The sequence below is a fragment of the Gemmatimonadaceae bacterium genome, from assembly GCA_020851035.1.
GTDB lineage: Bacteria > Gemmatimonadota > Gemmatimonadetes > Gemmatimonadales > Gemmatimonadaceae > JACMLX01.
The window spans coordinates 94,700-120,352 of record JADZDM010000012.1; the positions used below are offsets into that span (position 1 = coordinate 94,700).

Annotated in this window: 19 protein-coding genes; 9 read left to right on the forward strand and 10 right to left on the reverse strand. The window is 70.2% G+C overall.

The window, feature by feature from the left end:
• The first annotated feature begins 52 nt into the window (after nt 1-52).
• From IT355_09370 to IT355_09390, 5 genes are all read left to right on the forward strand, one after another.
• Entirely contained in the window at nt 53-922 is an 870-nt protein-coding gene (locus IT355_09370) for a hypothetical protein (GenBank protein MCC7053466.1), read from the forward strand.
• Between the two features lie 184 nt (nt 923-1,106).
• Complete coding sequence (locus IT355_09375; GenBank protein ID MCC7053467.1) at nt 1,107-1,727, forward strand: amino acid permease; 621 nt, start codon at nt 1,107-1,109, stop codon at nt 1,725-1,727.
• Between the two features lie 25 nt (nt 1,728-1,752).
• Nucleotides 1,753-3,936, forward strand: coding sequence for a sodium-translocating pyrophosphatase (locus tag IT355_09380; GenBank protein ID MCC7053468.1), 2,184 nt, complete (start codon nt 1,753-1,755; stop codon nt 3,934-3,936).
• A 73-nt stretch (nt 3,937-4,009) separates the two neighbouring features.
• A complete protein-coding gene (locus IT355_09385; protein ID MCC7053469.1) occupies nt 4,010-5,521 on the forward strand; it encodes an amino acid permease in 1,512 nt (503 codons plus the stop codon).
• A 19-nt stretch (nt 5,522-5,540) separates the two neighbouring features.
• A complete protein-coding gene (locus IT355_09390; GenBank protein MCC7053470.1) occupies nt 5,541-6,791 on the forward strand; it encodes a cation:dicarboxylase symporter family transporter in 1,251 nt (416 codons plus the stop codon).
• A gap of 17 nt (nt 6,792-6,808) precedes the next feature.
• Here IT355_09390 and IT355_09395 read toward each other — a convergent pair whose 3' ends face one another.
• On the reverse strand, nt 6,809-7,684 hold the full coding sequence (locus IT355_09395; GenBank protein ID MCC7053471.1) for a zinc metallopeptidase: 876 nt from the start codon (nt 7,682-7,684) through the stop codon (nt 6,809-6,811).
• A gap of 171 nt (nt 7,685-7,855) precedes the next feature.
• Entirely contained in the window at nt 7,856-8,467 is a 612-nt protein-coding gene (locus IT355_09400; GenBank protein MCC7053472.1) for a GntR family transcriptional regulator, read from the reverse strand.
• A gap of 272 nt (nt 8,468-8,739) precedes the next feature.
• Between IT355_09400 and hutU the strand changes: the two genes are divergently transcribed.
• Genes hutU through IT355_09420 form a run of 4 tightly spaced genes read left to right on the forward strand, consistent with a single transcriptional unit; the run spans nt 8,740 to nt 13,716 of the window.
• Nucleotides 8,740-10,395 (forward strand): urocanate hydratase, encoded by a 1,656-nt coding sequence (gene hutU / locus IT355_09405; GenBank protein ID MCC7053473.1) that lies wholly within the window; start codon nt 8,740-8,742, stop codon nt 10,393-10,395.
• A complete protein-coding gene (locus IT355_09410; GenBank protein ID MCC7053474.1) occupies nt 10,395-11,618 on the forward strand; it encodes an imidazolonepropionase in 1,224 nt (407 codons plus the stop codon). The genes hutU and IT355_09410 overlap by 1 nt, the downstream gene beginning before the upstream one ends.
• Nucleotides 11,615-13,153 carry a histidine ammonia-lyase gene (gene hutH / locus IT355_09415; protein ID MCC7053475.1) on the forward strand — a complete coding sequence of 513 codons (1,539 nt, stop codon included), beginning with the start codon at nt 11,615-11,617 and terminating at the stop codon, nt 13,151-13,153. Before IT355_09410 ends, hutH begins: the two co-directional genes overlap by 4 nt.
• Nucleotides 13,150-13,716, forward strand: a complete 567-nt coding sequence (locus IT355_09420) for a TlpA family protein disulfide reductase (protein ID MCC7053476.1) — start codon at nt 13,150-13,152, stop codon at nt 13,714-13,716. Before hutH ends, IT355_09420 begins: the two co-directional genes overlap by 4 nt.
• A 10-nt stretch (nt 13,717-13,726) precedes the next feature.
• Here the strand turns inward: IT355_09420 and IT355_09425 are convergent, their stop codons facing one another.
• The 8 genes from IT355_09425 to IT355_09460 form a co-directional block, all read right to left on the reverse strand.
• A complete protein-coding gene (locus IT355_09425; GenBank protein MCC7053477.1) occupies nt 13,727-17,482 on the reverse strand; it encodes a carboxypeptidase regulatory-like domain-containing protein in 3,756 nt (1,251 codons plus the stop codon).
• A gap of 111 nt (nt 17,483-17,593) precedes the next feature.
• Nucleotides 17,594-19,525, reverse strand: a complete 1,932-nt coding sequence (locus IT355_09430) for an ABC-F family ATP-binding cassette domain-containing protein (GenBank protein ID MCC7053478.1) — start codon at nt 19,523-19,525, stop codon at nt 17,594-17,596.
• Between the two features lie 51 nt (nt 19,526-19,576).
• Entirely contained in the window at nt 19,577-19,969 is a 393-nt protein-coding gene (locus IT355_09435) for a DUF3037 domain-containing protein (protein MCC7053479.1), read from the reverse strand.
• The gene (locus tag IT355_09440; protein MCC7053480.1) at nt 19,966-20,805 is read right to left on the reverse strand and encodes a hypothetical protein; all 840 of its coding nucleotides are present in this window, start codon (nt 20,803-20,805) and stop codon (nt 19,966-19,968) included. The genes IT355_09435 and IT355_09440 overlap by 4 nt, the downstream gene beginning before the upstream one ends.
• A gap of 13 nt (nt 20,806-20,818) precedes the next feature.
• Nucleotides 20,819-21,769, reverse strand: a complete 951-nt coding sequence (locus IT355_09445; protein ID MCC7053481.1) for a hypothetical protein — start codon at nt 21,767-21,769, stop codon at nt 20,819-20,821.
• Nucleotides 21,766-23,310, reverse strand: coding sequence for a sodium:solute symporter (locus IT355_09450; GenBank protein ID MCC7053482.1), 1,545 nt, complete (start codon nt 23,308-23,310; stop codon nt 21,766-21,768). The genes IT355_09445 and IT355_09450 overlap by 4 nt, the downstream gene beginning before the upstream one ends.
• A 15-nt stretch (nt 23,311-23,325) precedes the next feature.
• The gene (gene nagB / locus IT355_09455; GenBank protein MCC7053483.1) at nt 23,326-25,188 is read right to left on the reverse strand and encodes a glucosamine-6-phosphate deaminase; all 1,863 of its coding nucleotides are present in this window, start codon (nt 25,186-25,188) and stop codon (nt 23,326-23,328) included.
• 112 nt (nt 25,189-25,300) lie between these two features.
• A complete protein-coding gene (locus tag IT355_09460) occupies nt 25,301-25,630 on the reverse strand; it encodes an iron-sulfur cluster assembly accessory protein (protein ID MCC7053484.1) in 330 nt (109 codons plus the stop codon).
• Nucleotides 25,631-25,653: the final 23 nt, after the last annotated feature.

Here is a 25,653-nt window from a genome sequence, read left to right on the forward strand (position 1 = left end):
TTCACCCTGACTCAGGCGTACTATCGCAGGCCTGATCCCCTCGCCCCCGCCGATGCACGACAGCAGCCTCCCCCAGAACGCAGACGTCACCCCGCGCCAGCCCGGCGAACGGCCGAAGCTCCGGCCGCTCATCGGCGTGCCCGAGGGCGCGCTGCAGGAGAATCGACGCCGCGGTGCGGTCGTCGCCGTGGTCTCGCACCTCCTGATCGTCGTGCTGCTCCTGCTGCCCGCGTTCTTCCATCGCGAGATCACCGATGCGCTCACCGATGGCGCGGGCGGCCCCGGGGCGGCCGGTGGCGGCGGTGGCGGGCGCGGTGGTGCCCCGATCATCCCGGAACGCATCCAGGTCTACCAGATGCCCGCCGCGCCCCCTGCACCCACCACACCGAGCGTGCTGCCGCCGGTGGTACCGGTCCCGCCGGAGGTGAAGAAGCCGGAGGTGACCCCCCCGGTGGAGACGCCACCCACGCCAGCCCCGTCGGCGCCGACGCCAGCGCCCGAGGCCGTGCCTGCCGCCGCGGCGCCGGGCGCCGGTGCGGGGGCTGGCGCCGGCACCGACGCTGGCCCGGGCAATGGCCCCGGCACCGGCGGCGGGAACGGGTCTGGCGTCGGCACTGGCACCGGATCGAGCGTGGGGGCCGGCACCGGCGGTGGCAACGCCACGATCTATCCACCCACACCGCGTGCCCTGTTCGTGCCCCCCAACGGCACACCACGCCGGCTCCGCGGCAAGACCATCGTCATCGAGCTCGAAGTGGACGAGACGGGGAAGGTGCTGGCCGCCGAGTTCGCGCCGCGATCCGGCGACGGTGGCTATGACGATCAGTTCCTCGCCAGCCTGCGGGAGCAACGCTTCCGACCCGCCGTGCGGGCCAACGGCCAACCGGTCAAGTTCACCTACCGGTACGAGATTCTCCTCTAGGGCGGTCCACTGCGGACCGCCCTTCGTCGTTTCGCCCCGCAAGCCGCGGCGCCGGAGCGGGGCGGGGGCTGCGGTGGCGGATCTCACAACTGGCTCCGCGCCGATCCCGTGCATACCTTGCCGCGTTCTGCTGCCCGTGCCGACGCAGGCGCGAAGACCGCTCAACCCTCATTGCCCAGCCCGCATGCCGAAGCCCAGTGGGGGTCGCGCTGCCGTCCTGCCGTCGCCAGCGACGGGCGGACGGATGTTCAGCGCGCCGGGCTTCGTTGCCGCACTGACCCGCACGGATGGCGCGATGCTCGTCGCGGGCTCGATGATCGGGGCAGGCATCTTCGTCGTCTCAGCCGACATCGCGCGGTCCGTGTCGTCGCCGTTCTGGCTGCTGATGGCGTGGGTCCTCACCGGCGCGATGACCATGGCCGGCGCGCTCTCGCTCGCCGAGCTGGCTGCGGTGTTGCCCCGTGCGGGCGGCCGGTATGTCTTCCTCGAGCAATCGATGGGCCCAGCGATGGGCCTTCTTTTCAGGTGGACGTTGTTCGTCGTGATACAGACCCGCACGATCGCTGCGGGTGCGGTCGCCTTCGGGCCGCTTCCCGACTCGCTGTTCCCGCGCACGGCGTGGCTCGGCGTCACCGTCGCGGCCCGCGGGGTGAAGGAGACCACGCGCAACCTGCCGCGGGCCCTGCTCCGCGGCACGGGCCGGGTGACCCTGCAGTACGTGATCTGCAACATGGCGCGCCTCCCGGTGTTGCCCGGACGTCCCGTCCAGCTGCTGGCGCGCCGCAATCAGTCGATCGTCGCCTGACCATCCCCCAACCTCAGACTCAGTCATGAACGCTTCGCAGTCCTCACTGCTCGGCATCATCATCGGGGGCAGCGTGATCGCCCTCGTGTTTGCCGGCTTCCTCGCGCGCTGGGTGCTGGCGCAGGGCACCGGCACCGACAAGATGCGGGCGATCTCCGATGCGATCCAGGAAGGCGCGGAGGCCTACCTGTCGCGGCAGAACAAGACCATCTCGGTGCTGGCGATCGTGGTCGCCGCGCTGCTCTTCGTGGGCTACGGGCTGCTGCGCAGCACGACGCCCTCGGACCCGGTGTCCGACCCGAAGGTGCTGGCCCTGTTCGTCACGCTGTCGTTCTTTCTCGGCGCCCTCAGCTCGGGCATCGCCGGCTACATGGGCATGTGGGTCTCGATCCGGACCAACATCCGCGTGGCGAGCGCGGCGATGCAGTCGCTGAACGCCGCGCTGCAGACGGCGCTCCGCGGCGGTGCGGTGTCCGGCCTCTTCACCGTGTCGATGTCGCTGCTCGGCGTCGGTGGCCTGTTCGCCATCATCACCCTGCTGGCCCCCGAGGGCGTCACGGCGGAGCAGTGGGCGCCGAAGATCCCGTTCCTGATCGTGGGCTACGGCTTCGGGGCGAGCTTCGTCGCGCTCTTCGCCCAGCTCGGTGGCGGCATCTACACCAAGGCGGCGGACGTCGGCGCCGACCTGGTGGGCAAGGTGGAAGCCGGCATCCCCGAGGATGACCCGCGCAACCCGGCCGTGATCGCGGACCTCGTCGGTGACAACGTCGGCGACTGCGCCGGCCGCGGCGCCGACCTGTTCGAGTCCACCGCCGCCGAGAACATCGGCGCGATGATCCTTGGCGTGGCGCTGTTCAAGTTCTTCGGCATCAACGGCATCCTGTTCCCCCTCGTCATCGGCGCGCTCGGCCTGCTCTGCTCCGTGGTCGGTGTCATGACCGTCAGCACGAAGGAAGATGCGGACCCGATGGATGCGCTGAACCGTGGCTACTACATCACGGCCGCGCTGGTGACGGTGATGTTCTTCCTCGCCTGCCGGTGGCTGCTCGCCACGCCGGAGGCGCCGGACGCCTGGAAGAGCTTCTTCGCCTGTGGCGTGATCGGCATCGTGACCTCCATCGCCTTCGTGTTCATCACGCAGTACTACACCGAGTACCGGTACCGTCCCGTGCTCTCGATCGCCGACGCCAGCAACACCGGTCCGGCGACGAACATCATCATGGGCCTGGCGGTCGGCATGGAGTCCACCGTGCTGCCGGTGATCACGATCGGCATCGCGCTGCTGGCGAGCTTCATGATCGGGCAGGGCAGTGGCCTGATGGAGAACGGCGTGGCGGTGGGCGGCCTGTTCGGCACCGCCGTGGCGACGATGGGCATGCTGGGCACAGCCGGCTACATCCTCGCGATGGACGTCTTCGGTCCGATCACGGACAACGCCGGCGGCATCGTGGAGATGTCGCAGCAGCCGCCCGAGATCCGCGACAAGACCGACCGTCTCGACTCGGTGGGCAACACCACCAAGGCGCTCACGAAGGGCTACGCCATCGGCTCCGCCGCACTGGCGGCGTTCCTGCTGTTCTCGGCGTACCTGGACGAGGTGAAGAACATGACCGGCTCCCCGCTCAGCGTGGACCTGTCGAAGCCCCAGGTGTTCGTGGCGGCGCTGCTCGGCGGCATGCTGGTGTTCTGGTTCTCGTCGCTGGCGATGAAGGCCGTCTCCACGGCCGCGCAGTCGGTCATCACCGAGGTGCGCCGCCAGTTCCGCGAGAAGCCGGGCATCATGCTCGGCACCGACAAGCCGGACTACGCAGCCTGCGTGGACATCGTGACCAAGGGCGCGCTGCGGGCGATGGTGCTGCCGGGGGCGCTGGTGGTCAGCTTCCCGATCATCGTGGGCGTGGTCTTCAAGTGGCTCGGTGCGCCGGGCGAGCGCCTCGGCGCCGAGGCGGTGGCCGGGTTCCTGATGATCTCGACGGTGGTCGGCATCCTGATGGCTGGCTTCCTGAACAATGCCGGCGGTGCGTGGGACAACGCCAAGAAGTACATCGAGACCGGCGCCTTCGGTGGCAAGAAGAGCGACGCGCACAAGGCGGCCGTCGTCGGCGACACGGTGGGTGACCCCTTCAAGGACACCGCCGGCCCGTCGCTGCACGTGCTGATCAAGCTGCTCAGCACGATCACGCTCGTCATGGCGCCGCTGTTCATCTGATGTGACCCGCACGGCTGCCGGTGCATTCCCCCCGCGGGGAGTGCACCGACAGGAACCGTTTCACCCGGTGCCCATGTCATTGCTGCAGCGGAAGCCGATCGCCGGCGCGAGCGAGAGTTCGGGCATGAAGCGCACGCTCGGCGTGAGTGACCTCGTCCTGCTCTCGATCGGGGCCGTGATCGGTGCCGGCATCTTCGCCTCCCTCGGCACGGCCGCCGCCGGCGAGGTGCTCAAGGACGGCACCGTCGTCCGGTACGGTGCGGGGCCGGCGCTCGTCGTCAGCTTCGTGCTGCTCGGCGTCGTCTGCGGACTGGCCGCGCTCTGCTATGCCGAGCTGGCGGCGATGATCCCGGCCGCCGGCAGTGCCTACGCGTACTCGTACGCCACCCTGGGCGAGCTGGTCGCGTGGATCATCGGCTGGGACCTGATCCTGGAGTACGCGGTCGGCAACGTGGCGGTGGCGATCGCCTGGAGCGGCTACTTCGACTCGCTCCTGAGCGGCTTCGGGATCCACCTGCCCATCTGGCTCACGCACGGCTACTTCCAGGCGATGAAGAGCACCGTGCCGGCCGTGCAGCAGGCGATCGTCGACGCCCCGCACATCGCCGGCATTCCCGTGCTCCTCAACCTCCCCGCCTTCCTCATCGTCGCGGCGATCACATGGCTGCTCTGCCGCGGCGTGAAGGAGAGCGCGCGGGCGAATGCCGTGATGGTCGGCATCAAGCTGCTGGTGCTGACGCTGTTCGTGGTGGTGGGGTCCATGCACATCGACCCGGCCAACTACCACCCGTTCGCCCCCAATGGCTGGAAGGGGATCCACCAGGGCGCCGCGATCGTGTTCTTCGCCTACATCGGCTTCGACGCCGTGAGCACCGCCGGCGAGGAGACCATCGATCCCCAGCGGAACCTGCCGCGCGGCATCCTCCTCGGGCTGGGCATCTGCACGCTGATCTACGTGATCGTCGGCGCCGTCGCGACCGGCATGGTGCCGTATTCGCAGCTGCTCGGTGCCGATCCGCTGGCCAAGGCGCTGACGCTGGCCGGCCTGAGCACGGCGAGCTGGATCGTCTCGGCCGGCGCCGTGGTCTCGATGGCGGCGGTGCTGCTCGTGTTCCAGTACGGGCAGCCGCGGATCTTCTACGCGATGGCGCGCGACGGGCTGCTGCCGCCGTTCGCGGCCAAGCTGCACCCCAAGTACCGCACGCCGCACGTGACGACGATCATCACCGGCGTGTGCGTCGCCCTCGGCGGCCTGGTGGCCGACGATGCCGCGACGTATGACCTGACCAACATCGGCACCCTGGCGGCGTTCATGCTGGTGTGCCTCGGCGTGCTGGCCCTGCGGATCCGGGAGCCGGACCGTCATCGCCCGTTCAAGGTGCCCTTCGTCTGGCCGGTGGCTGGCGGCGGCGCACTGGCCTGCCTGTACGTGATGCGCGGCCTGCCGGCGAGTGCCTGGCAGGCGTTCGGCATCTGGCTCCTGATCGGCCTCGTGCTCTATTTCGCGTACGGATACCGGAATTCCGTCCTGCGCACCGGCCGCGAGCTGCCCAAGGTGCCGGAGCTCGAAGGCCCGTCCCACTGACCACACCGACCGAGACCGCATGTCGTTCCTGAAGAAGCTGTCGCTCACGCAGTGGATCATCGTCTCCATGATCGTCGGGACGCTGATCGGCTGGCTCTTCCCGGAGTTCGGGCAGAGCCTGAAGCTGCTGTCCACGATCTTCCTGCGGATGATCAAGTCCGTCATCGTGCCGCTGCTCTTCAGCACCCTCGTGATCGGCATCGCCGGCCACGGCGACGACATGAAGAAGGTCGGGCGGCTGGCCCTGCGGTCGATCATCTATTTCGAGGTCGTCACCACGCTGGCGCTCGCGGTCGGCCTGATCGCGGTGAACCTCGTCAAGCCCGGCGAGGGCGTCTCGCTGGGCGCGGCGAACGCGGCGGATGCCAAGGAGTTCACGACCACCACCCCGACGCTGTCCGGCGTGCTCGAGCACACCGTGCCGCAGAGCTTCTTCGAGGCGGCGGCGAAGAACGAGGTGCTGCAGATCGTGTTCTTCAGCGTCCTCTTCGGGATCGCGCTGGCGCGCGTGCCGGGCAAGCCCCGCCAGGTGATGCTCGACTTCTGCGAGTCACTCAGCGAGGTGATGTTCAAGTTCGTGGGCATCGTGATGGCGTTCGCGCCGATCGGCATTGCCGGGGCGATCGCGGCGACCGTGGGGCGCTCGGGACTGGCCGTGCTGCTCACCCTGCTCAAGCTCGTGCTCACGCTCTACGGTGCGCTGGCCGTCTTCATCCTGCTCGTCCTGATTCCCGTCGTGCTGCTGGCACGGGTGCCGCTCGCCGCCTTCGTGAAGCAGGTGAAGGCCTCGGCGCTGATGGCATTCTCCACCGCCAGTTCCGAGGCCGCGCTCCCCGGCGCCATGCAGGCAATGGAGAAGCTGGGCGTGCCGAAGCGGATCGTGGCGTTCGTCATGCCCACGGGCTACAGCTTCAACCTCGACGGCAGCACGCTCTACCTGGCCGTGGCGAGCATCTTCGTCGCGCAGGCCGCCAACATCGACATGCCACTGAAGACCCAGCTGCTGATGATGCTGACGCTGATGCTGACGTCGAAGGGCGTGGCGGCCGTGCCGCGGGCATCGCTGGTCATCCTCTCCGGCGCGCTGACCACCTTCGGGCTGCCGCTCGAGGGCGTGGCGCTTATCCTCGGAGTCGATGCCGTGATGGACATGGCCCGCACCAGCGTGAACCTCGTCGGCAACTGCCTGGCGACGGTCGTGATGGCGCGGTGGGAAGGGGAGTTCGACGATGGCGCCGCTGCCGCCGTGCTGCAGCCGCAATCCGCGTAGCGCCGCGGCGCGCCACGTCAGCGGCTGAACGTGTCGCAGGCGTCCACCGTCCCGGTGTCGAAACCGCGACGAAACCAGGTCATGCGCTGGGCGGCACTGCCGTGCGTGAACGACTCGGGCCGGATTGCGCTCCCCGTCATCTCGGAGATGCGGTCGTCGCCCACGGCTGACGCGGCGCCGAGGGCCTCCTCGATGTCACCGGGCTGGAGGCGCCCCTGCTGCTGCGCGTGCCGGCCCCAGATGCCGGCGTAGCAGTCCGCCTGCAACTCGAGCCGGACCGAGAGCTCGTTGCGCGCGCCGGGGTTCCGCTGCTGCATCTGCCGCATCTGGCGCTCGGTCCCGAGCACGTTCTGCACGTGATGGCCGATCTCGTGCGCGAGCACGTAGGCCTGGGCGAAGTCCCCGGGCGCGCCGAACCGCCGCCGGAGTTCGTCGTAGAAGCCCAGGTCCACGTAGACCTTTTCGTCAGCCGGGCAGTAGAAGGGGCCGGAGGCGGACTGGGCCGCGCCACAGCCAGTGTTCACTGCATCCCGGAAGAGCACCAGCCGGGCGCGCCGGTACTCCGCGCCGCCCTGGGTGAAGACCTTCTCCCAGTTGGCCTGCGCGTCATCGAGCACGAAGGACATGAACTTGACGAGGGTCTCCTCTTCCGCCGACGTCTGGGCCGGGGGCCGTGGCGGGCCGCTCGGCTCAGCCGATGGCATCGGGGCTCCGCCTCCCGCGCCGAGTGCGCCGGTGAGGTCGGTCTTGAAGACGACGCTCAGGACGAGCAGCACGAGGAACCCACCGATGCCGACGCGCCCGCCACCCAGCCGGAAGCCACCACCACCGCCGGCTCGTTCGCCGCGGCGGTCTTCGAGGTCCTGGCTCGGACCGTTGTCGTCCCACTTCATCGTGAACCTGCTGGCGCTGAGGGAGCGACACCGCCGGCCTGTGTGGCGGCGTGTCGCAACGCGGTGCAGGGCGCCGGCGCCGCTGCGGAAGCGATGAATATTAGCGGCCGGCAACGGCGGGCAGGGGGCCTCCGGCTTGCGCGGCGCCCCCCGGACGGTGCCGGCGGGCCGTCAGACGGCGCTGCCGACCGGCTGCGACAGGCTCGCGACGGTCAGCAGTCGACTGTCGTCGAGGTGCTGACGGACGGCCGCCGCTGCGGCCTCGGGATCCCGGTCACGCAGCGCGGCCACGATCTCGCAGTGTTGCTGCTGGACGAGGCGTCCATGGTCGTCGGTCAGGGTGACGGCCTGGATGAAACGGCGGCTCTCCTGCATCAGCGACAGGGCGAGCTCGGCGAGTCGGCGATTGCCGCTCCCGACGGCGATGATCTCGTGGAACTCCGCGTTGGCGGCGGAGAAGACCATGATCGACTCACGGTCGCCGGGGTCGTAGCCGATGGTGCTGAGCTCCTCGAGCCGCTGGAGCTCGGGCTCGCCGAGCCGTGGCGAGGCGAGCTCGACTGCGGCGACCTCAACGATACACCGGAGCTGGAAGAGGTCCTCGGCGTCGGACAGCGTGATCGGCGTCACGGTGTAGCCCAGCCGGGGTGTCACGGCGAGGAGTCCCTCGAGGACGAGCCGTCGCATCGCCTCGCGGACCGGCGTCTTGCCGATCTCGATCCGCTCGACGATGGCGTTTTCGGTGAGCGCAGATCCGGCCGGCAGGTCGCCGTTGAGGATCATGCCACGGAGTCGAGCGTATGCCGCTTCGGCGAGTTGCATCGGCATCGTGATGGGACCGGAGAGAACGGGTAAGCTGTGCAGGCGGGCGATGCGCAGCGGGAGGGGGACGCAGGTGACGTGATATTACGAGGTCGTGCGTCGCGCTCGCCATTGTCCGTAGGTTAGACATGCGGGGCGCGGGCAGCGTTGGTGCGATCGCGGTACGCGTGTGATATATCAGACGGGACGACGGTGGCATTTCACGACGAACTCACCACGAACTGACGACGGCGATGGCCAGACACATCAGGGCGGCACGGGGTGGTACGCGAACGGCACGGGGTTGGATCCAGGAAGCGGCCAAGCGCATGCTGATGAACAACCTCGACCCCGAGGTGGCCGAGCGCCCCGACGACCTCGTCGTGTACGGCGGACGGGGAAAGGCGGCGCGTGACTGGCAGAGCTTCGACACCATCGTCGCGACGCTCGATCGGCTCCGCGACGACGAGACGCTGCTGGTGCAATCCGGCAAGCCCGTGGCGGTGCTCGAGACACACCCCATGTCGCCGCGGGTGCTGATCGCCAATTCCAACCTCGTCCCGAAGTGGGCCACCTGGGAGGAGTTCGACCGGCTCGACAAGCTCGGCCTCATGATGTACGGCCAGATGACCGCCGGGAGCTGGATCTACATCGGCACGCAGGGGATCCTGCAGGGCACCTACGAGACGTTCGCCGGCGCCGCAGACCGCCACTTCGGCGGCACCCTCGCCGGCACCATCACCGTGACCGCCGGCCTTGGTGGCATGGGCGGCGCGCAGCCGCTCGCCGTCACGCTCGCCGGTGGTGTGAGCATCTGCATCGAGGTCGACCCCACGCGCATCCAACGTCGCCTCGAGACGCGGTATCTCGACGTCGTCGCCACCTCACTCGACGACGCGATCCGCACCGCCGAGACGGCGCGACAGGAACGACGCGCCCTCTCCATCGGCTTGCTCGGCAACGCCGCGACCATCCTCCCCGAGATGGTCGCGCGCAACTTCACGCCGCAGCTGGTCACCGACCAGACGTCGTCACACGACCCGATGGTCGGCTATCTCCCCGTGACCGCCGCCGACGAGGACGTGGACACGCTGCGCCGCCTGCAGCCCGACACCTACCTCGCCCGCGTGCGCGATGCCATGGTCGCCCATGTGCATGCGATCGTGACGATGCAGGAGCGTGGTGCCATCGCGTTCGACTACGGCAACAACCTGCGCGCACAGGCGCAGCTCGCGGGCTATGCCAACGCCTTCAGCTATCCGGGCTTCGTGCCCGCGTTCATCCGCGAGAGTTTCTGTGAAGGGCGGGGGCCGTTCCGCTGGGTCGCCCTGAGCGGCGATCCGGCGGACATCGCGGCCACCGACGCCGCCATGAAGGAGCTCTTCCCGGAGGATGCGCGCCTTCAGCAATGGCTGGGCTGGGCTGGTGATCGCATCGCCTTCCAGGGGCTGCCGGCGCGCATCTGCTGGCTCGGCTACCGCCAGCGCGACAAGGCCGGCCTGCTCTTCAACGAGATGGTGCGCGACGGGCGCGTCTCGGCACCGATCGTGATCGGCCGCGACCACCTCGACGCCGGCTCCGTGGCGAGCCCGTACCGCGAGACGGAGGCGATGCGCGACGGGAGCGATGCCGTCAGCGACTGGCCGCTGCTGAACTTCGCGACCGGCATCGCGAGCGGCGCCGCGTGGATGAGTTTCCATCATGGCGGCGGGGTCGGCATGGGCTACAGCCAGCACTCCGGCCTGGTCGCCGTCGCGGATGGCAGCGCCGAGGCCGATGAGCGACTGCGCCGCTGCCTCACGAACGATCCGGCGATGGGCGTGATCCGGCATGCCGACGCCGGCTACGAGACGGCGTTGCGCGTGGTGCGCGAGCGTGGAGTGGACATGCCGTCACTGGACCGCGCCTGATGTCGGCCACGCGCCTGCTCACCAACATCGGGGCGCTGGTCACGGTGCCGGGGAAGGGCGCCGTGCGCGGTGGCGCGATGGGCGAACTGTCGGTCACGCATGACGCCGCGGTCGCGATCACCAACGGCCACGTGAGCTGGTGCGGTTCACGTAGCGACTGGCAGGGCACGGCGCACGACGAGGTCGATCTCGGCGGTGCGGCGGTGGTGCCGGGACTGGTCGATCCGCACACGCACGTCGTGTGGGGTGGCGATCGCCTTGCCGACTTCGAGGCGCGTGCCAGCGGTGTGGCATACGAGACAATCCTCGCCGGTGGCGGCGGCATCCGTCACACCGTCGGCGAGACGTCGCGCGCGACGACGGAGGCGCTCGTGGGCAGCGCCACGCAGCGCCTGCAACGCATGATGCGCGCTGGTGCCACGACCATCGAGGTCAAGAGCGGCTATGGTGCCGGCTGGGAGGACGAGTGCCGCGAACTCGAGGTCGTGCGCCGGCTCCGGTCACTGGTGCCGGCGCGTCTCGAGGCGACGATGCTGTTCCACCTGCCGCCGCGCGACGCCGCTGAGCGCGCGGCATACCTGCACGCGGCCACCAATGAGTGGATTCCGCAACTCGCCTCCGACGGCAGCGCCAGCGCGGTGGACATCTTCATCGAGCGTGAGGCGTTCTCCGTGGCCGACGCCGGCCAGGTGCTGCGTGCGGCACGGCGCGCGGGACTGTCGTGCAAGGCGCACACCGACCAGTTCCATGCCCTCGGCGGCACCGAGCTCGCGATCGCGCACGGCGCCTTGAGCGTGGATCACCTCGAGTCCAGCGGGCCGGACCAGGTGGCGGCACTCGCCGCGGGCAACACGGTCGGCGTGGTGCTGCCCGGCGTGTCATTGCACCTCGGCCTGCCTGCTGCGCCCGGCCGTGCACTGGTCGACTCGGGGGCGATCGTTGCCGTCGGCACCGACTGCAACCCGGGCTCGTCGCCGTTGTTCTCGATGGCGATGGCCATGGCACTCGGCGTACGGCTCAACGGCTTGTCGCCCGCCGAATCGCTCACGGCCTGCACCGCCAACGCCGCCGCGGCGCTCGGCCTGCCCGACGTCGGCCGCATCGCACCCGGGATGTGCGCCGACCTGCTGGTGCTCCGCAGCGCCGACTGGCGCGACCTTCCTTACACCCTTGGCGATGACGTCGTGCAGCGCGTGTTCATCGCCGGTACCGAACTGTCATGACCTCACCTGCCGCGCGCGTCACCGTCGGCGCGCCGATCCAGATCGCCGATGTCGTGCGCGTCGCCCGACACCACGCCCCCGTGCAGCTCGCCACCGACGCCCGGCCGCGCATCCTCGAGAGCCGCGCCTACGTCGATGCGCTGGTGGCCGCCGAGCGCAACGTGTACGGCGTCACCACCGGCTTCGGCAAGCTGGCCAGCGTGCGCATCGCCGCCGGCGATGTGCGTCAGCTCCAGCGCAACCTCCTCGTGTCGCACGCGATGGGCGTGGGCACACCGCTGTCCACCGAGGTGGTGCGCGCGATGCTGCTGCTCCGCGCGCAGTCATTGTCATTCGGCTGCAGCGGCATCCGGATCGAGGTCATCGAGCTGCTGCTGGAGTGCCTGAACCGCGGGCTGCATCCGGTGATCCCGTCGCAGGGCTCGGTGGGGGCGAGCGGTGACCTCGCGCCCCTGGCACACATGGCGCTGCCCCTGATCGGTGAGGGGCGCGCCGAGTACCGCGGCGAGGTGCTGTCCGGCGCCCTGGCGCTCGAACGCGCCGGGCTGTCACCGGTGGTGCTCGAGGCGAAGGAAGGCCTCGCGCTCATCAACGGCACGCAGGCCATGACCGCCATCGGCGCCCTGGTGGTGCACGACGCGATGCGACTCGCGACGCTCGCCGACATCGCCGGCGCGATGTCGCTGGAGGCGCTCAAGGGAACGTCGGTGGCGTTCGACGCGCGTGTGATGGCGATGCGCCCACATCCCGGTGCCGCAGCGGCCGCCGGCAACCTGCGACGCCTGGCGGCCAACAGCCCCATCCACGCCTCGCACGCCGACTGCGAGAAGCTGCAGGATGCGTACAGCCTGCGCTGCATGCCGCAGGTGCACGGTGCCAGCCGCGATGCCCTGACGCACGTGGCCGCCGTGGTGGAGCGGGAGTGCAACGCGGTGACCGACAACCCGCTCGTCTTCGCCGCCGATGATGCCGTGATCTCGGCCGGGAACTTCCACGGCCAGCCCGTGGCGCTGGTGATGGACTACGCCAAGGTGGCGATTGCGGAACTCGCGAACATCAGCGAGCGCCGTGTGGAGCACATGCTCGATCCCGCGGTGAGCGGGTTGCCGGCGTTCCTGTCACGACAGGGCGGGCTCAACTCGGGGTTGATGATCAGCCAGTACACCGCGGCCAGCCTCGTGAGCGAGAACAAGGTGCTCGCCCATCCGGCCAGCGTGGACAGCATCCCGACGAGCGCCAACCAGGAGGACCACGTGAGCATGGGGACCACCAGCGCCCGGCAGTGCGCGATGATCCTCGAGAATGCGACGTGGGTGGTCGCGATCGAGTTGCTGAACGCGGCGCAGGGGCTGGACTTCCACCAGCCGTTGCGGCCGGGCCCCGGCGTCGGCGCCGCCCGTGATGCCATCCGCGCCGTGGTGCCGCCGCTGGAATCGGATCGCGTGCTGACACCGGACCTCGAGGCCGTGCGCACGATCATGGCCGACGGCACGCTCCGCCGTGCCGTGGAGGCGGCCATCGGTGCGCTGACATGAGCACGCGGAGGCGCCGATGCCCCGCGCTGGTGCGCGGTCTCCTGCTGGCGGCTGCGCTGGCGTCCCCGCTGGGCGGCCAGGCGGCGAAGGAGCCGCTGGTGGGACGGCTCGTACCGACCTTCGCCTGGCCTGCGCTCAACGACAGCACGGTGACGATCTCTCCGCTGTCGCTGGCGGGCAAGGTGGCACTGGTGGACCTCTGGGCCACCTGGTGCGGCCCCTGCGTGCGGGAGATGCCCACCCTGCACGCGGCCTGGGTGAAGCACCGCAAGCGCGGGTTCGCGCTCGTGAGCCTGTCGTTCGACAGTGACCCGGCAACGGTGGCGCGATTCCGGCGCAGCCGCTTCGCGATGCCGTGGCAACATGTGCTGCCGTCGCGCGCGTCGCGGCAGGACGCGGTCAGGATCTTCCAGGCCGAGCAGTTCCCACGCGCGGTGCTGATCGATCGCGACGGCACGGTGTTGCGCGTGGACAAGGGCCTGCGCGGCACGGCCCTGCTCCCGACCCTCGACTCGGCCCTGGCCGGCCTGCTGGCCGGCCAGGATCGGCGGGCAGGCCGCTAGCGAACGCGTGCTACCGGCGGCTCATGCTGAAGCTCGAGCCCTGCGGTGAGACGTCCAGCTCGTACCGCACGTGATCTCGCCGCATCGACTCGACCGGTTCCTCGATGAGGCGGCGCAGGAACTCGGGCAGGATCGTGAGCTGCAGTGGCGAGAGCACGGCCTTCGCCTTCGCCCCGGTGGCGTACGTCACCTCCCAGGCCAGCGAGTCCACCGCCTGCACCCGCTGCAGCGCCTCCTTGCCGTCATACGAGTCCGGCAGCGCCGCGAGGTACACCACCAGCGGACGATAGACGGTGTCCAGCGCGGCCCGGTACCGGACCTCCTCGCCGGCCAGCGAGTCCTGTTGCGTCGCCGTCAGCAGCAGCGTGTCGGACAGGGCACGCAGGCCGGTGAACAGGCTGGGCATGCTGCGCTGGTAGCGGGCCATCAGCGTGTCGGCATTGAGGCGCGGCCGCGTGTCACCGCGGCGGCCGGGCTTCATCTGGCGCTGGAGTTCCTGCACTTCACCCGGCACCGAGAGATTCAGCCGGACGTCGAGCGTGACCCCGTACGGCTCGAGCGGCCGCGAGACCCGCGACGGCCGCGTCTCGCCAAAGCGGGGATTCAGGTCGTACCCGAACCTGCTCGCGGTGGCCTCGAACGAGCGCGGGACCAGCAGCACCGGGTTCGGCAACGATGCCGTGCCCCATCCGCGCAACCCGTCCGCGCCGTTGACGGCCCGGTCGATCGCGCCAAGCGGGTTCGCGAACTGCAGGGCGACACGCGCCCGGTTCGGCAGTCGGAGGAGGCGCCCGGGAAGGTCGAGGCGCAGCTGCATCGACTGGGTCCATGGCCCGTCGCAGCTGTTGCGGGCGGCGATCTGGCCGCCTTGCGCGCGCAGGCATCGCGCCACCGCGTCCGGCGCACCGGCGACCAGCGCATCGAGGGCCGGGCTGCCCGCGCGCGGGATGAACGCCCGGTCGTTCGCGCGTCCGTCACCGTTCACGTCGCCGGCGACCATCGGCGTGAACGGCGTGCCGCTCTGCATCGAGAGGAAGAGCGACAGCCCGATCCCGGCGGGAAAGGTGCGCGCCAGTTGTGCGATGAGCTGGTGCCGCACGTCGAATGGGCTGCGGGCCCACTCGATGCGGCGCGGGTCCGCGCCACTGCCGGAGTCGAAGCCACGGCCCGCCGCACGCGCCGAGGCCCAGGTGTAGTTCAGGTTGAGGTACGTGTCTCCGCCGCTGAGGTCCGAGAGGTCGGGGGTCAGCGAGAGCGTGACGCTGCGCGCGCGGCCGCGCAGGTCGCCGCGCCGTTCGAGCACGGGCCCGAACGACTCTGAGAGCCGCGAGGCGGCGGCGGAGACGCTGCCGGTCCCCGCATCGATCGAGCTGCGAGGCACGAAGACCGCGCGGCCACCCTCGTCCGGGAGGGTGAAGATGGGCGCATCGCGCAGGTTGCGGTCGATCACGCTCGCCTGGTCGAAGTTGAGGGCGTACGTCGCATCGAGGCGGTAGTCGACCTTCGCCGCGCGCGACGTCCAGCCGGCGCTCGCGCGCCAGTTCCGCGGGGCGCGGTATGCGTCGCCGAGCAGCGAGACGGACGGCGCCCCGTCGGCCAGGCCGGGTGCGCCGGCGGCACAGGTGGTCGGCGCTGCGCCAGTGCCGTAGACATCCCAGTCCGGCGTCGGCGCGGCGCTGCCCACACAGGTGATGCGCCGGAACGCACCCGGCGCACCCGTGGCACCGTCGGCGTTCGCCAGCACATCTGGGCGATAGATCCCGCGGAATGCGCCGACACCGGCACGGATCATCCCCACCGGCAACGACGACCGGCTGGCGAGGTCCGAGGCGCGCGTCATGGTCCCGCCGGCGGCGTCCTTCACGAGGTACCACGTGATGCCGAGTCGCGGACTGACCGAGACACTCGACGGCACGCGATCCGTACGGAGGCCGAGCGTGCTCTCCAGGTGTGCATTCGGTGCCGGTGCGCCGAGGAACCGGCTCGCGTCGACCCGCGCCCCCCACAGGAGCTGGAAGACGCGCGATGGACCCCACCGGTGCGCGAAGGCCGTCGCCGCGTTCCAAGTCGCCCCGTCGCGTGCCGGCTGTGCGAGCGTCCGTGTGTACACAGACGGCGTGCCGGCCACGAGGTCGTCGAGCGTGTTGAAGCTGAACGTGCCACGCGCATCGCTCACGGTCTCGTCGCGCAGCGCGTCGATCCGGCTCCAGGCGTGCAGCTTGAAGAGGTGCGTCCGGCCGCCACGCAGGAAGCTCAGGTCGTCGGCCAGCTCCCACGTGGCGCTGGTCCGCGTGCCGGTGAGGCCGCCGTAGCCGCCGAAGCTGATCGTGGGCACCGCGACCGTCGGGTCGAGCGGATCCCCCGTGATGTCGGGAAGGCGGACGGCGCCGGCAGGGAGCCGCGACGTGGCGTCATACCGGTTCGCCTGCACCGAGACCGAGGAGCGGAAGTCGTTCTGGTATGGTCGACGTGTGCCGAGGATGGCGACGGAACCGAACTGCGCGGCGGCCGTCACCACCTGCTCGCGGCTCCCGACACCGGGCAGCGACACCGGCGTGATGCCGACTCCCGTGGAACGTTGCGCGTCGATGAGCCCCGTGAACCGCATGGCATGCATCCCGCGCGGTGTCCGGTCGAGCTGGCCGACGAGGTTGACCTGGTCCACGACGGCCGACTGGCCACTGCCGGTCAACGAAATGCCGGTGGACTGCAGGCCCTGCTGCACGAGGGTCACGTCGCCGATGTCGAGCCCGGACAGCGCGAGTACCTGCCCCGGGGCCGTCAGCAGCGTGGCCGGCTGCGCATGTCGTCGTGACAGCTGCGCCGCCGCGGTGTAGAACAGGCGATCGTCGATGATCTGGCCGGTCTGTCCGAGCGACGCCTGGAATGTGGTCGGACGAAGCCCGTAGGCGCGCGCGAGCGGATCGCTGGCCCGCAGCGCCGGCGCGTCGAGCGTGATGCTCCCGCGCCGTTCCGTATCCTCCCGGCCCGCCTCGAGCTCCTGGGACACCAGCGCGCCACTGAAGCCGCCGATGGAGGGATCGTAGTTCGAGAGTGAGCCGCGCGTGCGCGTGCGCGCCTCGCGCGGGATCGATGCGCCGGAGGCGAGTCCGTTGAGCGTCACCAGCGACTGGTCACCACCTGCGCCGAGTGCGGTGATGCCGTTCGGGCCCACGACCAGTCCGGGAATGGTGGCCGCGATGGCGGTGGGATTGCCTGCCGCCAGCGGGCTCACGGCACCGTAGACCCCCTCGGCAATGCGCTCGTTGCTGCCGGTGGTCGGCAACGCACCGGTGCGGTTCGGCCGTTCGGGGCGGGGGGCCTGCGCCTGCACGCGTACCGCCGCGAGCTGTGCGCCACCGGTGGCGCGCAGCACCGCATCGACCACGAACGCCCGCTCGGATGCGACCCGCGTCACGCGCTTGCGGAACGACTGTGCGCCCGGCGCTGCGATGAAGACCAGGTAGTCGCCAGTGCCCGGCGAGAACACCACGCGCCAGCGGCCGTCGGCGTTGGCCGTGTCCTGCTGCACCAGCCGGTCAGGGCCGCGGGTGACGAAGACGACGGCGCCGTTGATCGGCATGCCCGTCTCGGCGGAGGTGACCCGACCCGACAGTGTGTCGGCCCCGCCGGCGCCCTGCGCCTGCACTGTGCCAGCCGGCAGGAGCATGGTGAGGGCGGCGAGCAGCGCGATCAGGTATCGCGTGCAGCGGAGCACGAGCGTGCCGGGTACGTCGGTGTCACGGCGGGGAGGATGGATCATCATGGCGCGTCGGAACGGAGGCGGCAGGCGCGGCGGCGTGCCCGGTCTACGCCGCTGCGCCACACCCTGTTTCACCCTGCTGCCTGACCCCGGCCGACCGGAAAGGGTTGCCCGTCAGGCCTGCTCGAGAGCGGCCGTGCGTTCCGCCCACGTCGTCATCGCATCGTCGAGGAGCCGCTGGACGGCCCCCAGCTCCTTCTCGAGGCGGCCCGCCTCGCGTGCCTTCTCCGGCGTGCCATCGTACAGGTCCCCGTCCTCGAGCGCGCGCTGCACCGTCGACACGCGCTCCTCCAGTCGCAGGACCTCACGCTCGGCCTCGTCCGCAGCCTTCTTCGCCGCCTTCCGGGCCGCGGCGGCGCGGTCGTCGGAGCCCTTCGCCTTCTGCGCGCTCGCCTTCTCCTGCGCACGCCGGCCCTGCAGCGCTGCGGAACTGTCGGCGGCGAGCTTCGCGCGCCGTTCCGCCTCCGCCACCTCCCACTCCACGAACGGGCCGTCGAAGTCGCGCAGTCGCGTCCCGTCGAACGACCAGACGCGGGTCGCCAGCTCGCGCAGGAAGGCGCGGTCATGGCTCACCAGCAGCACCGTGCCCTCGTAGTCGTCGATCGCGTCCTCGAGCGCCTCGATGCTCTCGACGTCGAGGTGGTTCGTCGGCTCGTCGAGCACCAGCAGGTTCGCCTTCTGCAGCATGATCAGGGCGAGCGCCACGCGGGCACGTTCTCCGCCGCTGAGGGTGCTGATGGTGCGCATCACGCTGTCGCCGCTGAAGCCGAACGCGCCGAGGTGCCCCTGGATGTGTCCGCGGCCCCACAGCGGCCGCACGGCCTGGATCGCATCGTAGATGGACTTCTCGAGGGGCAGCTGCGCCAGGTCCTGCCGGTACCACGCGGCGTCGACCGACCCGCCAACGCCCGCGCTCCCGCCGGAGGCCGCACGTGCGCCGAGGAGCGTGGCGATGAGGGTGGACTTGCCGGCGCCGTTCGGGCCCACCAGCGCGATCACGTCGGCGCGCATCGCCGTCAGCGTCACGTCGCGCAGCAGCACGCGCTCGCCGACCGTCACCTCGAGCTTGTCGGTGTGCAGCACGCGGTCGCCGCCGCGGTCGCCGATCTCGAGCCGCAGGGTCATCGCATCCGACTCACCGGGCGGTGGTGACAATCGCGGCAGGCGGCTCAGCTTCGAGCGGCGCCCCTTGGCCTGCGAGCTGTTCACGCCAGCCAGGTGGCGGCGGATGTACTCCTCCTCCTTCGCGATGAACTTCTGCTGCTTGTCGAGCTGGCGCTGGAAGCTGAGCATGCGCTCCTCGCGCTGGCTCACGAAGGCCGAGTAGCCGCCGGTGTACGCATGCGTGGTGCCACCGGTGACGTGCAGCACGTGGTCGACGGTCTCGTCGAGGAAGGCGCGGTCGTGGCTGATCACGACCACCGTCTCGCCCAGCTCGCCGAGGTACGTCTGGAGCCAGCGCGTGGTGTCGAGGTCGAGGTGGTTGGTCGGCTCGTCGAGCAGGAGCAGCTCCGCGGGTGCCGCGAGCTGTCCCGCCAGGCCCACGCGTCCGCGCTCACCGCCGCTCAGTCCTGCCAGGGGCCGTGTGCGCGCCTCGATGGCATCGAAGCCGAGGCCCTGCAGCACCTTGTCCACGCGGGCGGAGAAGTCGTAGCCTCCCTCGTGCATGAACTTCTCCTGCAGCCGGCCGTAGCGGTCCATCAGCGCCTCGTCGCCGCTCCCGAGCTGCTCGGCGAGCAGGGCCAGCTCCTTCTCGAGTGCGATGAGAGGCGCATACGCTGCCGCGGCGGCCTCCCAGACCGTGGTCGCGGTGCCAAAGTCGCGGTGCTGGTCCAGCAGCGAGACCTTCAGCCCGGGCTGGCGCGCCACCGCGCCACGCGTCGGCTGGAGCGTGCCGGTGAGGATCTGGAACAGCGTGGTCTTGCCGGCACCGTTGCGCCCGATGATCCCCCACCGTTCGCCACGCGCGATGGTGACGGTGACATCCTTGAGGAGCGTGGTGGCGCCGAAGCTGATGGCGACGTCGGCGAGCGAGATGAGCGTCATGCCGTCAAATCTCGCACCGGACGGAAGGGACGGTGCGAGCCGGGACCAGGATCAGCCGGCGACGTACTGCGCGAACAGGCGCGCCAGGACGCGGTCGGGATCGCCATCGCAGAGGCCTTCGTGCACCGGCGACGCCTGCAGCACGTCGGAACGTGGCGCGGTGAGCCAGTGGAACCGCTCCGAGGTCGGCGCCAGGGCGATGGGGCCGGCCTGCGGGTCGCCCGCGGCCACCCGTTCCATCGTGCGCAGGTAGCGCGCCAGCATGCCGACGTCCACGCTCGGCACCCGATCGCGCAGCGTGCTCTCGTTCGTGAGCGCGAGCAGCCCGAGGAAGCCCGCCTGGCGCGCGTGGAGCAGCACGCCGACGGGGATGAACGCACCCAGGTGCACGTGCGGGACGGCGCGCAGCACCGCGAAGTCGTACGGCATCGCGGTGTCGCTCATCGCCGCGCCGTGTAGGGCTGCGTCGGCGCCGTGCGCAGCTGCTCGCGGGCCTCGATCGCTGCCGCGGTGAAGAGCCGCGATGCATCGCGCCGGGTGCGCAGGTAGGCCGCGTAGCGGTCGCGCGCGACGGCCGCATCCGGCGAGTCGTCCCCGGACACGGGATCCAGCAGCAGCCGGTCCGGCACCGTGGCCAGGATGGCCCGCAGCACGTCATCGTCGAGGGCCGCGACGGCCGCGGCGTCGGCGGCTTCCAGGTCGCCGGTGCGCAGCAGCAGCACGTGCTGACGGATGAGCGGGAATGGCGTGGTCATGCGCGCCGCGGTCACGCTCGGCCAGTCGTAGTGCATGTAGAGCGCCGCGCCGTGGTCGATCAGCCATGGCTTGCGCTGCCACACCAGCAGGTTCGGGTTCCGCGCGGTGCGGTCCGGGTTGGTGATGAACGCATCCAGCCACACCAGCGTGGACGCGAACGCGCTGTCCACCACGTCGTGCGCCGCGACCGGGTCGAAGTTGAAGCTCCCATCGAGGTACCGCAGGCCGATGTTGATCCCGCGGCTGGCCTTCAGCAGCTCCTGGATCTCGGGATCGGGTTCGCTCTGCCCGAACCGGTCGGGCAGCTCGATGGTCGCGAGCTCCGGCACGGGCAGGCCGAGGGCCGTCGCGATGCCATGCGCGACCATCTCCGCCACCAACACCTTCGCCCCCTGGCCGGCGCCGCGGAACTTCGCGACGAAGAGCCCCCCGCCATCGGTGTCGACGATGGCCGGCAGCGAGCCACCCTCGCGCAGCGGCTGGACATAGCGGCTGGCGGTGAGGTGCACCGGCGCCGTCGGCACGTGGGGCGCGATGTTACTGCGCCTCGACGGTGAGCCCGATCGTCCGCAACGCCAGGTGCGTCGCGCCGCGGGCGGCATCCACGGCCTGGTGGCGCACCATGGCGCCGGGCACGAGTGTCTTGAGCCTGTGCTCGAGTCGCTTGCGCATCGGCCGGCCGCGCGCGAGGAGCCCGCCGTGCAGCGCCACCGGGATCGCCGCGCGCTCGTCGACGAAGAGTGATCGTGCCAGCGCCCGCACGTGCAGCGCCAGCTCCTCCACTGCCATCGTCACGATCGTGTTGGCCCGCAGGTCGCCCACCTCCGCCGCCGAGAGCACGGCCGGCGCCAGCGTCGCCATGTCTGCCGGTGTGGCCGACGCGGCCCACGCGATGATCGCCGGCACATCGTCGAGCTCCAGCGCGGTCAGCACCGCACCCGTGAGCGCCGTCTCCGGCTCGCGACCATCGTGTGCCGCGGCGATGACCTGCAGTGCTTTCCGGCCGAGCCACGCACCGCTCCCCTCGTCGCCGATCACGTGGCCCCACCCGCCGCACCGCTGCATCGTGCCCGCCGGGCTGCGCCCCCAGCCGATGCTGCCGGTGCCGGCGATCAGCAGGATGCCGGGCCCCTCGGCGAAGGCGTCGTACATCGCGGCCTCGGCATCGGAGAGCACCACCACCGTGTCGGCGACCTCCAGGCGCTCCAGCTCCTGCGTGAGGGCGATCTTCTGCTGCTCGCGCCCCACGCCGGCCACCCCGACCACCAGCGCCCGCGGCAGCAGGTGCCCCATCTCGGCATCGATCACTGCGTTGCGCACGAGGGTGCCGATCAGCTCCGCGGCGTCGGCCTCGGCGCCCGGGCGCACGGCACTGCCCGCACCGGATGACTTGTGGAGGACCTGCGCGCGTTCATCGCTGACGTAGACCCGCGTGCTGCTGCCGCCGCCGTCGACGCCGACGACGACCAGTTCAGTGGGTGTGCTCATGGATTCGTCTCGGTCTCGGTCGCCACACGGAGCGCCGGCGCCACCGGCGCCGGGTGTGTGTACGACGACAGGATGCCTGCAGTGAGCGTGATCCCGGTGCCGATCAGCACGTACCAGGGCCACGCGATGGTCGCGACGCCGCCCAGGGTGGGCGCGAGCGAGGGGACCCGGGAGATCAGCAGCTTCGCGAACACGATCACCGCCATGCAGGCGATGCCGACGCTCATGCCGGTGATGGCATCCCGCTGGTTCGCACGCTTCCAGAGCAGCGCGAGGGAGAAGCCGCCCACCAGCCCGCCGTGGGTGAAGCTCGCGATGCTCAGCGCCACCACCACCACCGGCGCGCCCTGCTTGGGATAGAGCAGGGCACCGAAGGTGAGCAGCACCCCCCACGCGAGGGCGAAGAGCTTGCCGGTGCGCAGCGTGCCCGCATCCTCGGCCTTCCGGCCGGTGAGCGGGAGGTAGATGTCGTGTGTCGTGGTCGCGGCGAGCGCGTTGATCGTGGCACTGTGCGTGCTCATCGTGGCCGCCACGATCGCGGCGAGGATCAGCCCGAGCAGGCCGGAGGGCATCCGCTCGAGGATGAAGAGCGGGAAGATCTGGTCGCTGGCCTCGAACGCCTTGCCGCCGTAGTACACGTACAGCCCGAGCCCGATGCACAGGAACAGCGTGAACTGGGCGAACACCACGAACCCGCTGGCGATGAGGGCGCGCTGCGCATCCTTGAGCCCGCGGCTGGCCAGCAGGCGCTGCACGATGAGCTGGTCCGCGCCGTGCGACCCCATGGCCAGGAACGCCCCGCCGATCAGGCCGGCGAACACCGTGTGCGGGCGGTCGAAGCCGGTGTACCAGTCGATCGCCTGCAGCTTGCCCGAGGCGCCGGCGGTGGTGATGATCGTGCTCCAGCCGCCGTCGACGCTGCGGCCGAGAAGCACCAGCGCGCAGATCCCGCCGAAGATGTAGATGCCGGCCTGGATCATCTCGGTGTACACCACCGCGCGCATGCCACCCTTGTAGGTGTAGACCACCGTCAGCAGCCCGAGGACGAGGATCGCTGCCGGCATCACGTACTCCTTCGGCAGCGTGTCCCCGAGGATCAGCGCCACCGGGATCGCGGTCGCGAAGATGCGCACGCTGTCGGCGACGGCCCGCGTCGCCATGAACACCACACTCGTGAACCGGCGCGTCTCGGGGCCGAACCGCTTCTCGAACAGCGCGTAGGCGGTCACCAGCTCGCCGGCGAAGTACTTCGGCAGCAGTACGTAGGCCACCACGAAGCGCCCGATGATGTAGCCGGCCACGACCTGCAGGAACCCGAGGTTCCCGATGTAGCTCAGGCCCGGGATGCTGATGAACGTGAGCGCGCTCGTCTCGCTCGCCACCACGCTGAAGAGGATCCCCCACCAGGGGATGGCGTGGCTGGCCACGAAGTAGTCCTTGGCGTCCTTCTGCTTGCCACCGAGCCAGAGCCCGAGGCCCGTCGTCCCGACGAGGTAGGCCACGAGCACCAGCCCGTCGACCAGGGCGAATCCACCTGACATCAGGCCACGCCGGTGTTATTCGACAACGTACGCCTCCATGGCGAAGTATTCGGCCAGGCCGAGTCGGTTGAGCTGTGCCGCGGTGTCGGTGTTGCGGTCCTGCACCCGCTGCCAGAACTCACGGTCGTCCTGGCCGGGGAATGGCGCCGAGTCCTTCTGCGACTGGTGCTTGAAGATCGCCTGGATCTTGAGGCGCAGTTCCTCCTGGCTCAGCGGCACGAGCACCGTCGCCTCGGTCACCGGCCACTCCTGCCACGCCCCGCGATACAGCCATACCTCGGGACGGGGGTGCCCAAGTGCCACGTACTCCGCCAGCGCCGCATCGATCGCCTCCTTGCACATCCGGTGCGTGCCGTGCGGGTCGCTCAGGTCGCCCGCCACGAACACCACCTCCGGGTGGAACTCCTCCAGGAGGTCGCGCACGATGCGCACGTCAGCGGCACCGATGGGATCCTTGCGCACCTTCCCCGTCTGGTAGAAGGGCAGGTCGAGGAAGCGGGCGTTGTCCCGCGTCAGGCCCACCACCTCCAGCCCACCCACGGCCTCGGTCTCGCGGATGATCCGCTTGATGTCCTGGACCGCCGCCACGTCCACGTCGCCCGGGCGCTTCGACGCCAGCGCCCCGAACAGGCTGATCGCGAACTCGCGCACCTCCGGGCCCCGCAGCGCCGCCGGCGTGGTGGCCTCCGTGGTCCGCGCACCCATCCGCACGAGGAAGTCGAGGTGGCGACGCACGTCGTGGTCGAACACCGCGATGTTCCCACTCGTCATGTACGCCACCACCAGCGAGTTCTCGTTCTCCACCATCTTCCGCAGGATGCCGCCCATCGAGATCACGTCGTCGTCCGGGTGCGGCGAGAAGCAGATCACGCGCTTGTGCCGGTGCAGCTTGCTCCGTCCGCGGATCCGCGCGCCGAGCGAGTTGAACACGAAGCCGTTGATCCCGCCGGGCGTGCCATATGCCGCCACCAGTGACGACAGCCGGTGCTCCGCATAGTCCGACTGCGTGAGCTTGAGGATCGCGCGGCCCACCGTCGTCGACAGCCAGACCACCGCCCGCACCGCGAGCGACTCGGTCCACGTGACTTCGTCCACCAGCCACGGCGTGGCGATCCGCGTCAGGTCCGCCGCCGCCGCCCCGTCGAGGTAGAACGTGGTGTTCGGGTGGTCCTGCAGGAACGTCGCGGCCACCTCGAGGTCGATCGGCCCCTCCACCGCGCGGCGCACGATCGACGCCTTGTGCTCCCCGGTTGCCAGGATCGCCACCTCCCGCGCGTCGAGGATCGTGGCCACGCCCATCGTGATCGCCTCGCGCGGCACGTGCGGCTCGCCGAAGAAGTCGGCCGACGCGTCCTTCCGCGTCACCGCGTCGAGGGTCACCAGCCGGGTGCGGCTGTCGCGGCCGGACCCGGGCTCGTTGAAGCCGATGTGGCCGGTCTTGCCGATGCCGAGCAGCTGGAAGTCGATGCCACCGGCCGCCACGATCGCGGCCTCGTACGCGGCACACGCCGCGGCCACGTCGTCGCGCGCCAGCGTGCCGGGCGGGAGGTGCACCTGCGAGGCCGGGATGTCGATGTGCGAGAAGAAATTCTCCCACATGAACCGGTGGTACGCATGGATCGAGTCCGGCGCCATCGGCCAGTACTCGTCCAGGTTGAACGTCTCGACGTGCGCGAAACTGAGCCCGGCGGTGCGATGGCGGCGGATCAGCTCCCGGTAGACGCCGATCGGCGTCGAGCCGGTGGCCAGCCCGAGCACCGTGCGGCGTCCGGCCGCCCCGTTCGCGCGCATGAGCGCCTCGATGCGGTCGGCCACGCGAACGGAGAGCGCGTCGGGATCGTCGCTGATGACGGTCGGGATCTTCTCTGGGTTCTGCATACGTCCGGCAAGCTAATCGGACGCGCGCGTGCAGCCCGCGCGACGCCGGTGCCGGAAACAGGAAAGGCGGCCCCGTTCGGGACCGCCCTCCTGCATCGCGCGCGTGCGGCGCTTACGCCGAGAACGACGACCCGCAACCGCAGCCACCGGTCGCATTCGGGTTCTTGAACGTGAAGCCCGACCCCTGCATCGACGTGGTGTAGTCGATCATCACGCCGTTCAGATACTGCAGCGAGAAGGGGTCCACGAACACCTGGAACCCATCCTGCGCCAGCAGCGTGTCATCCTCGGCCGGCTTGTCCTCGATCAGCAGGGAGTACTTGAACCCGCTGCACCCGCCGGGCTGCACAGCGACACGCAGGCCGCCGACGGTGGGATCCACCGACTCGGCTTCGAGGAACTTCTTCACCTCGACCGTCGCGGCGGACGAAATGGTGAGCAGCACATCTGGCGTCTGCATCGTGC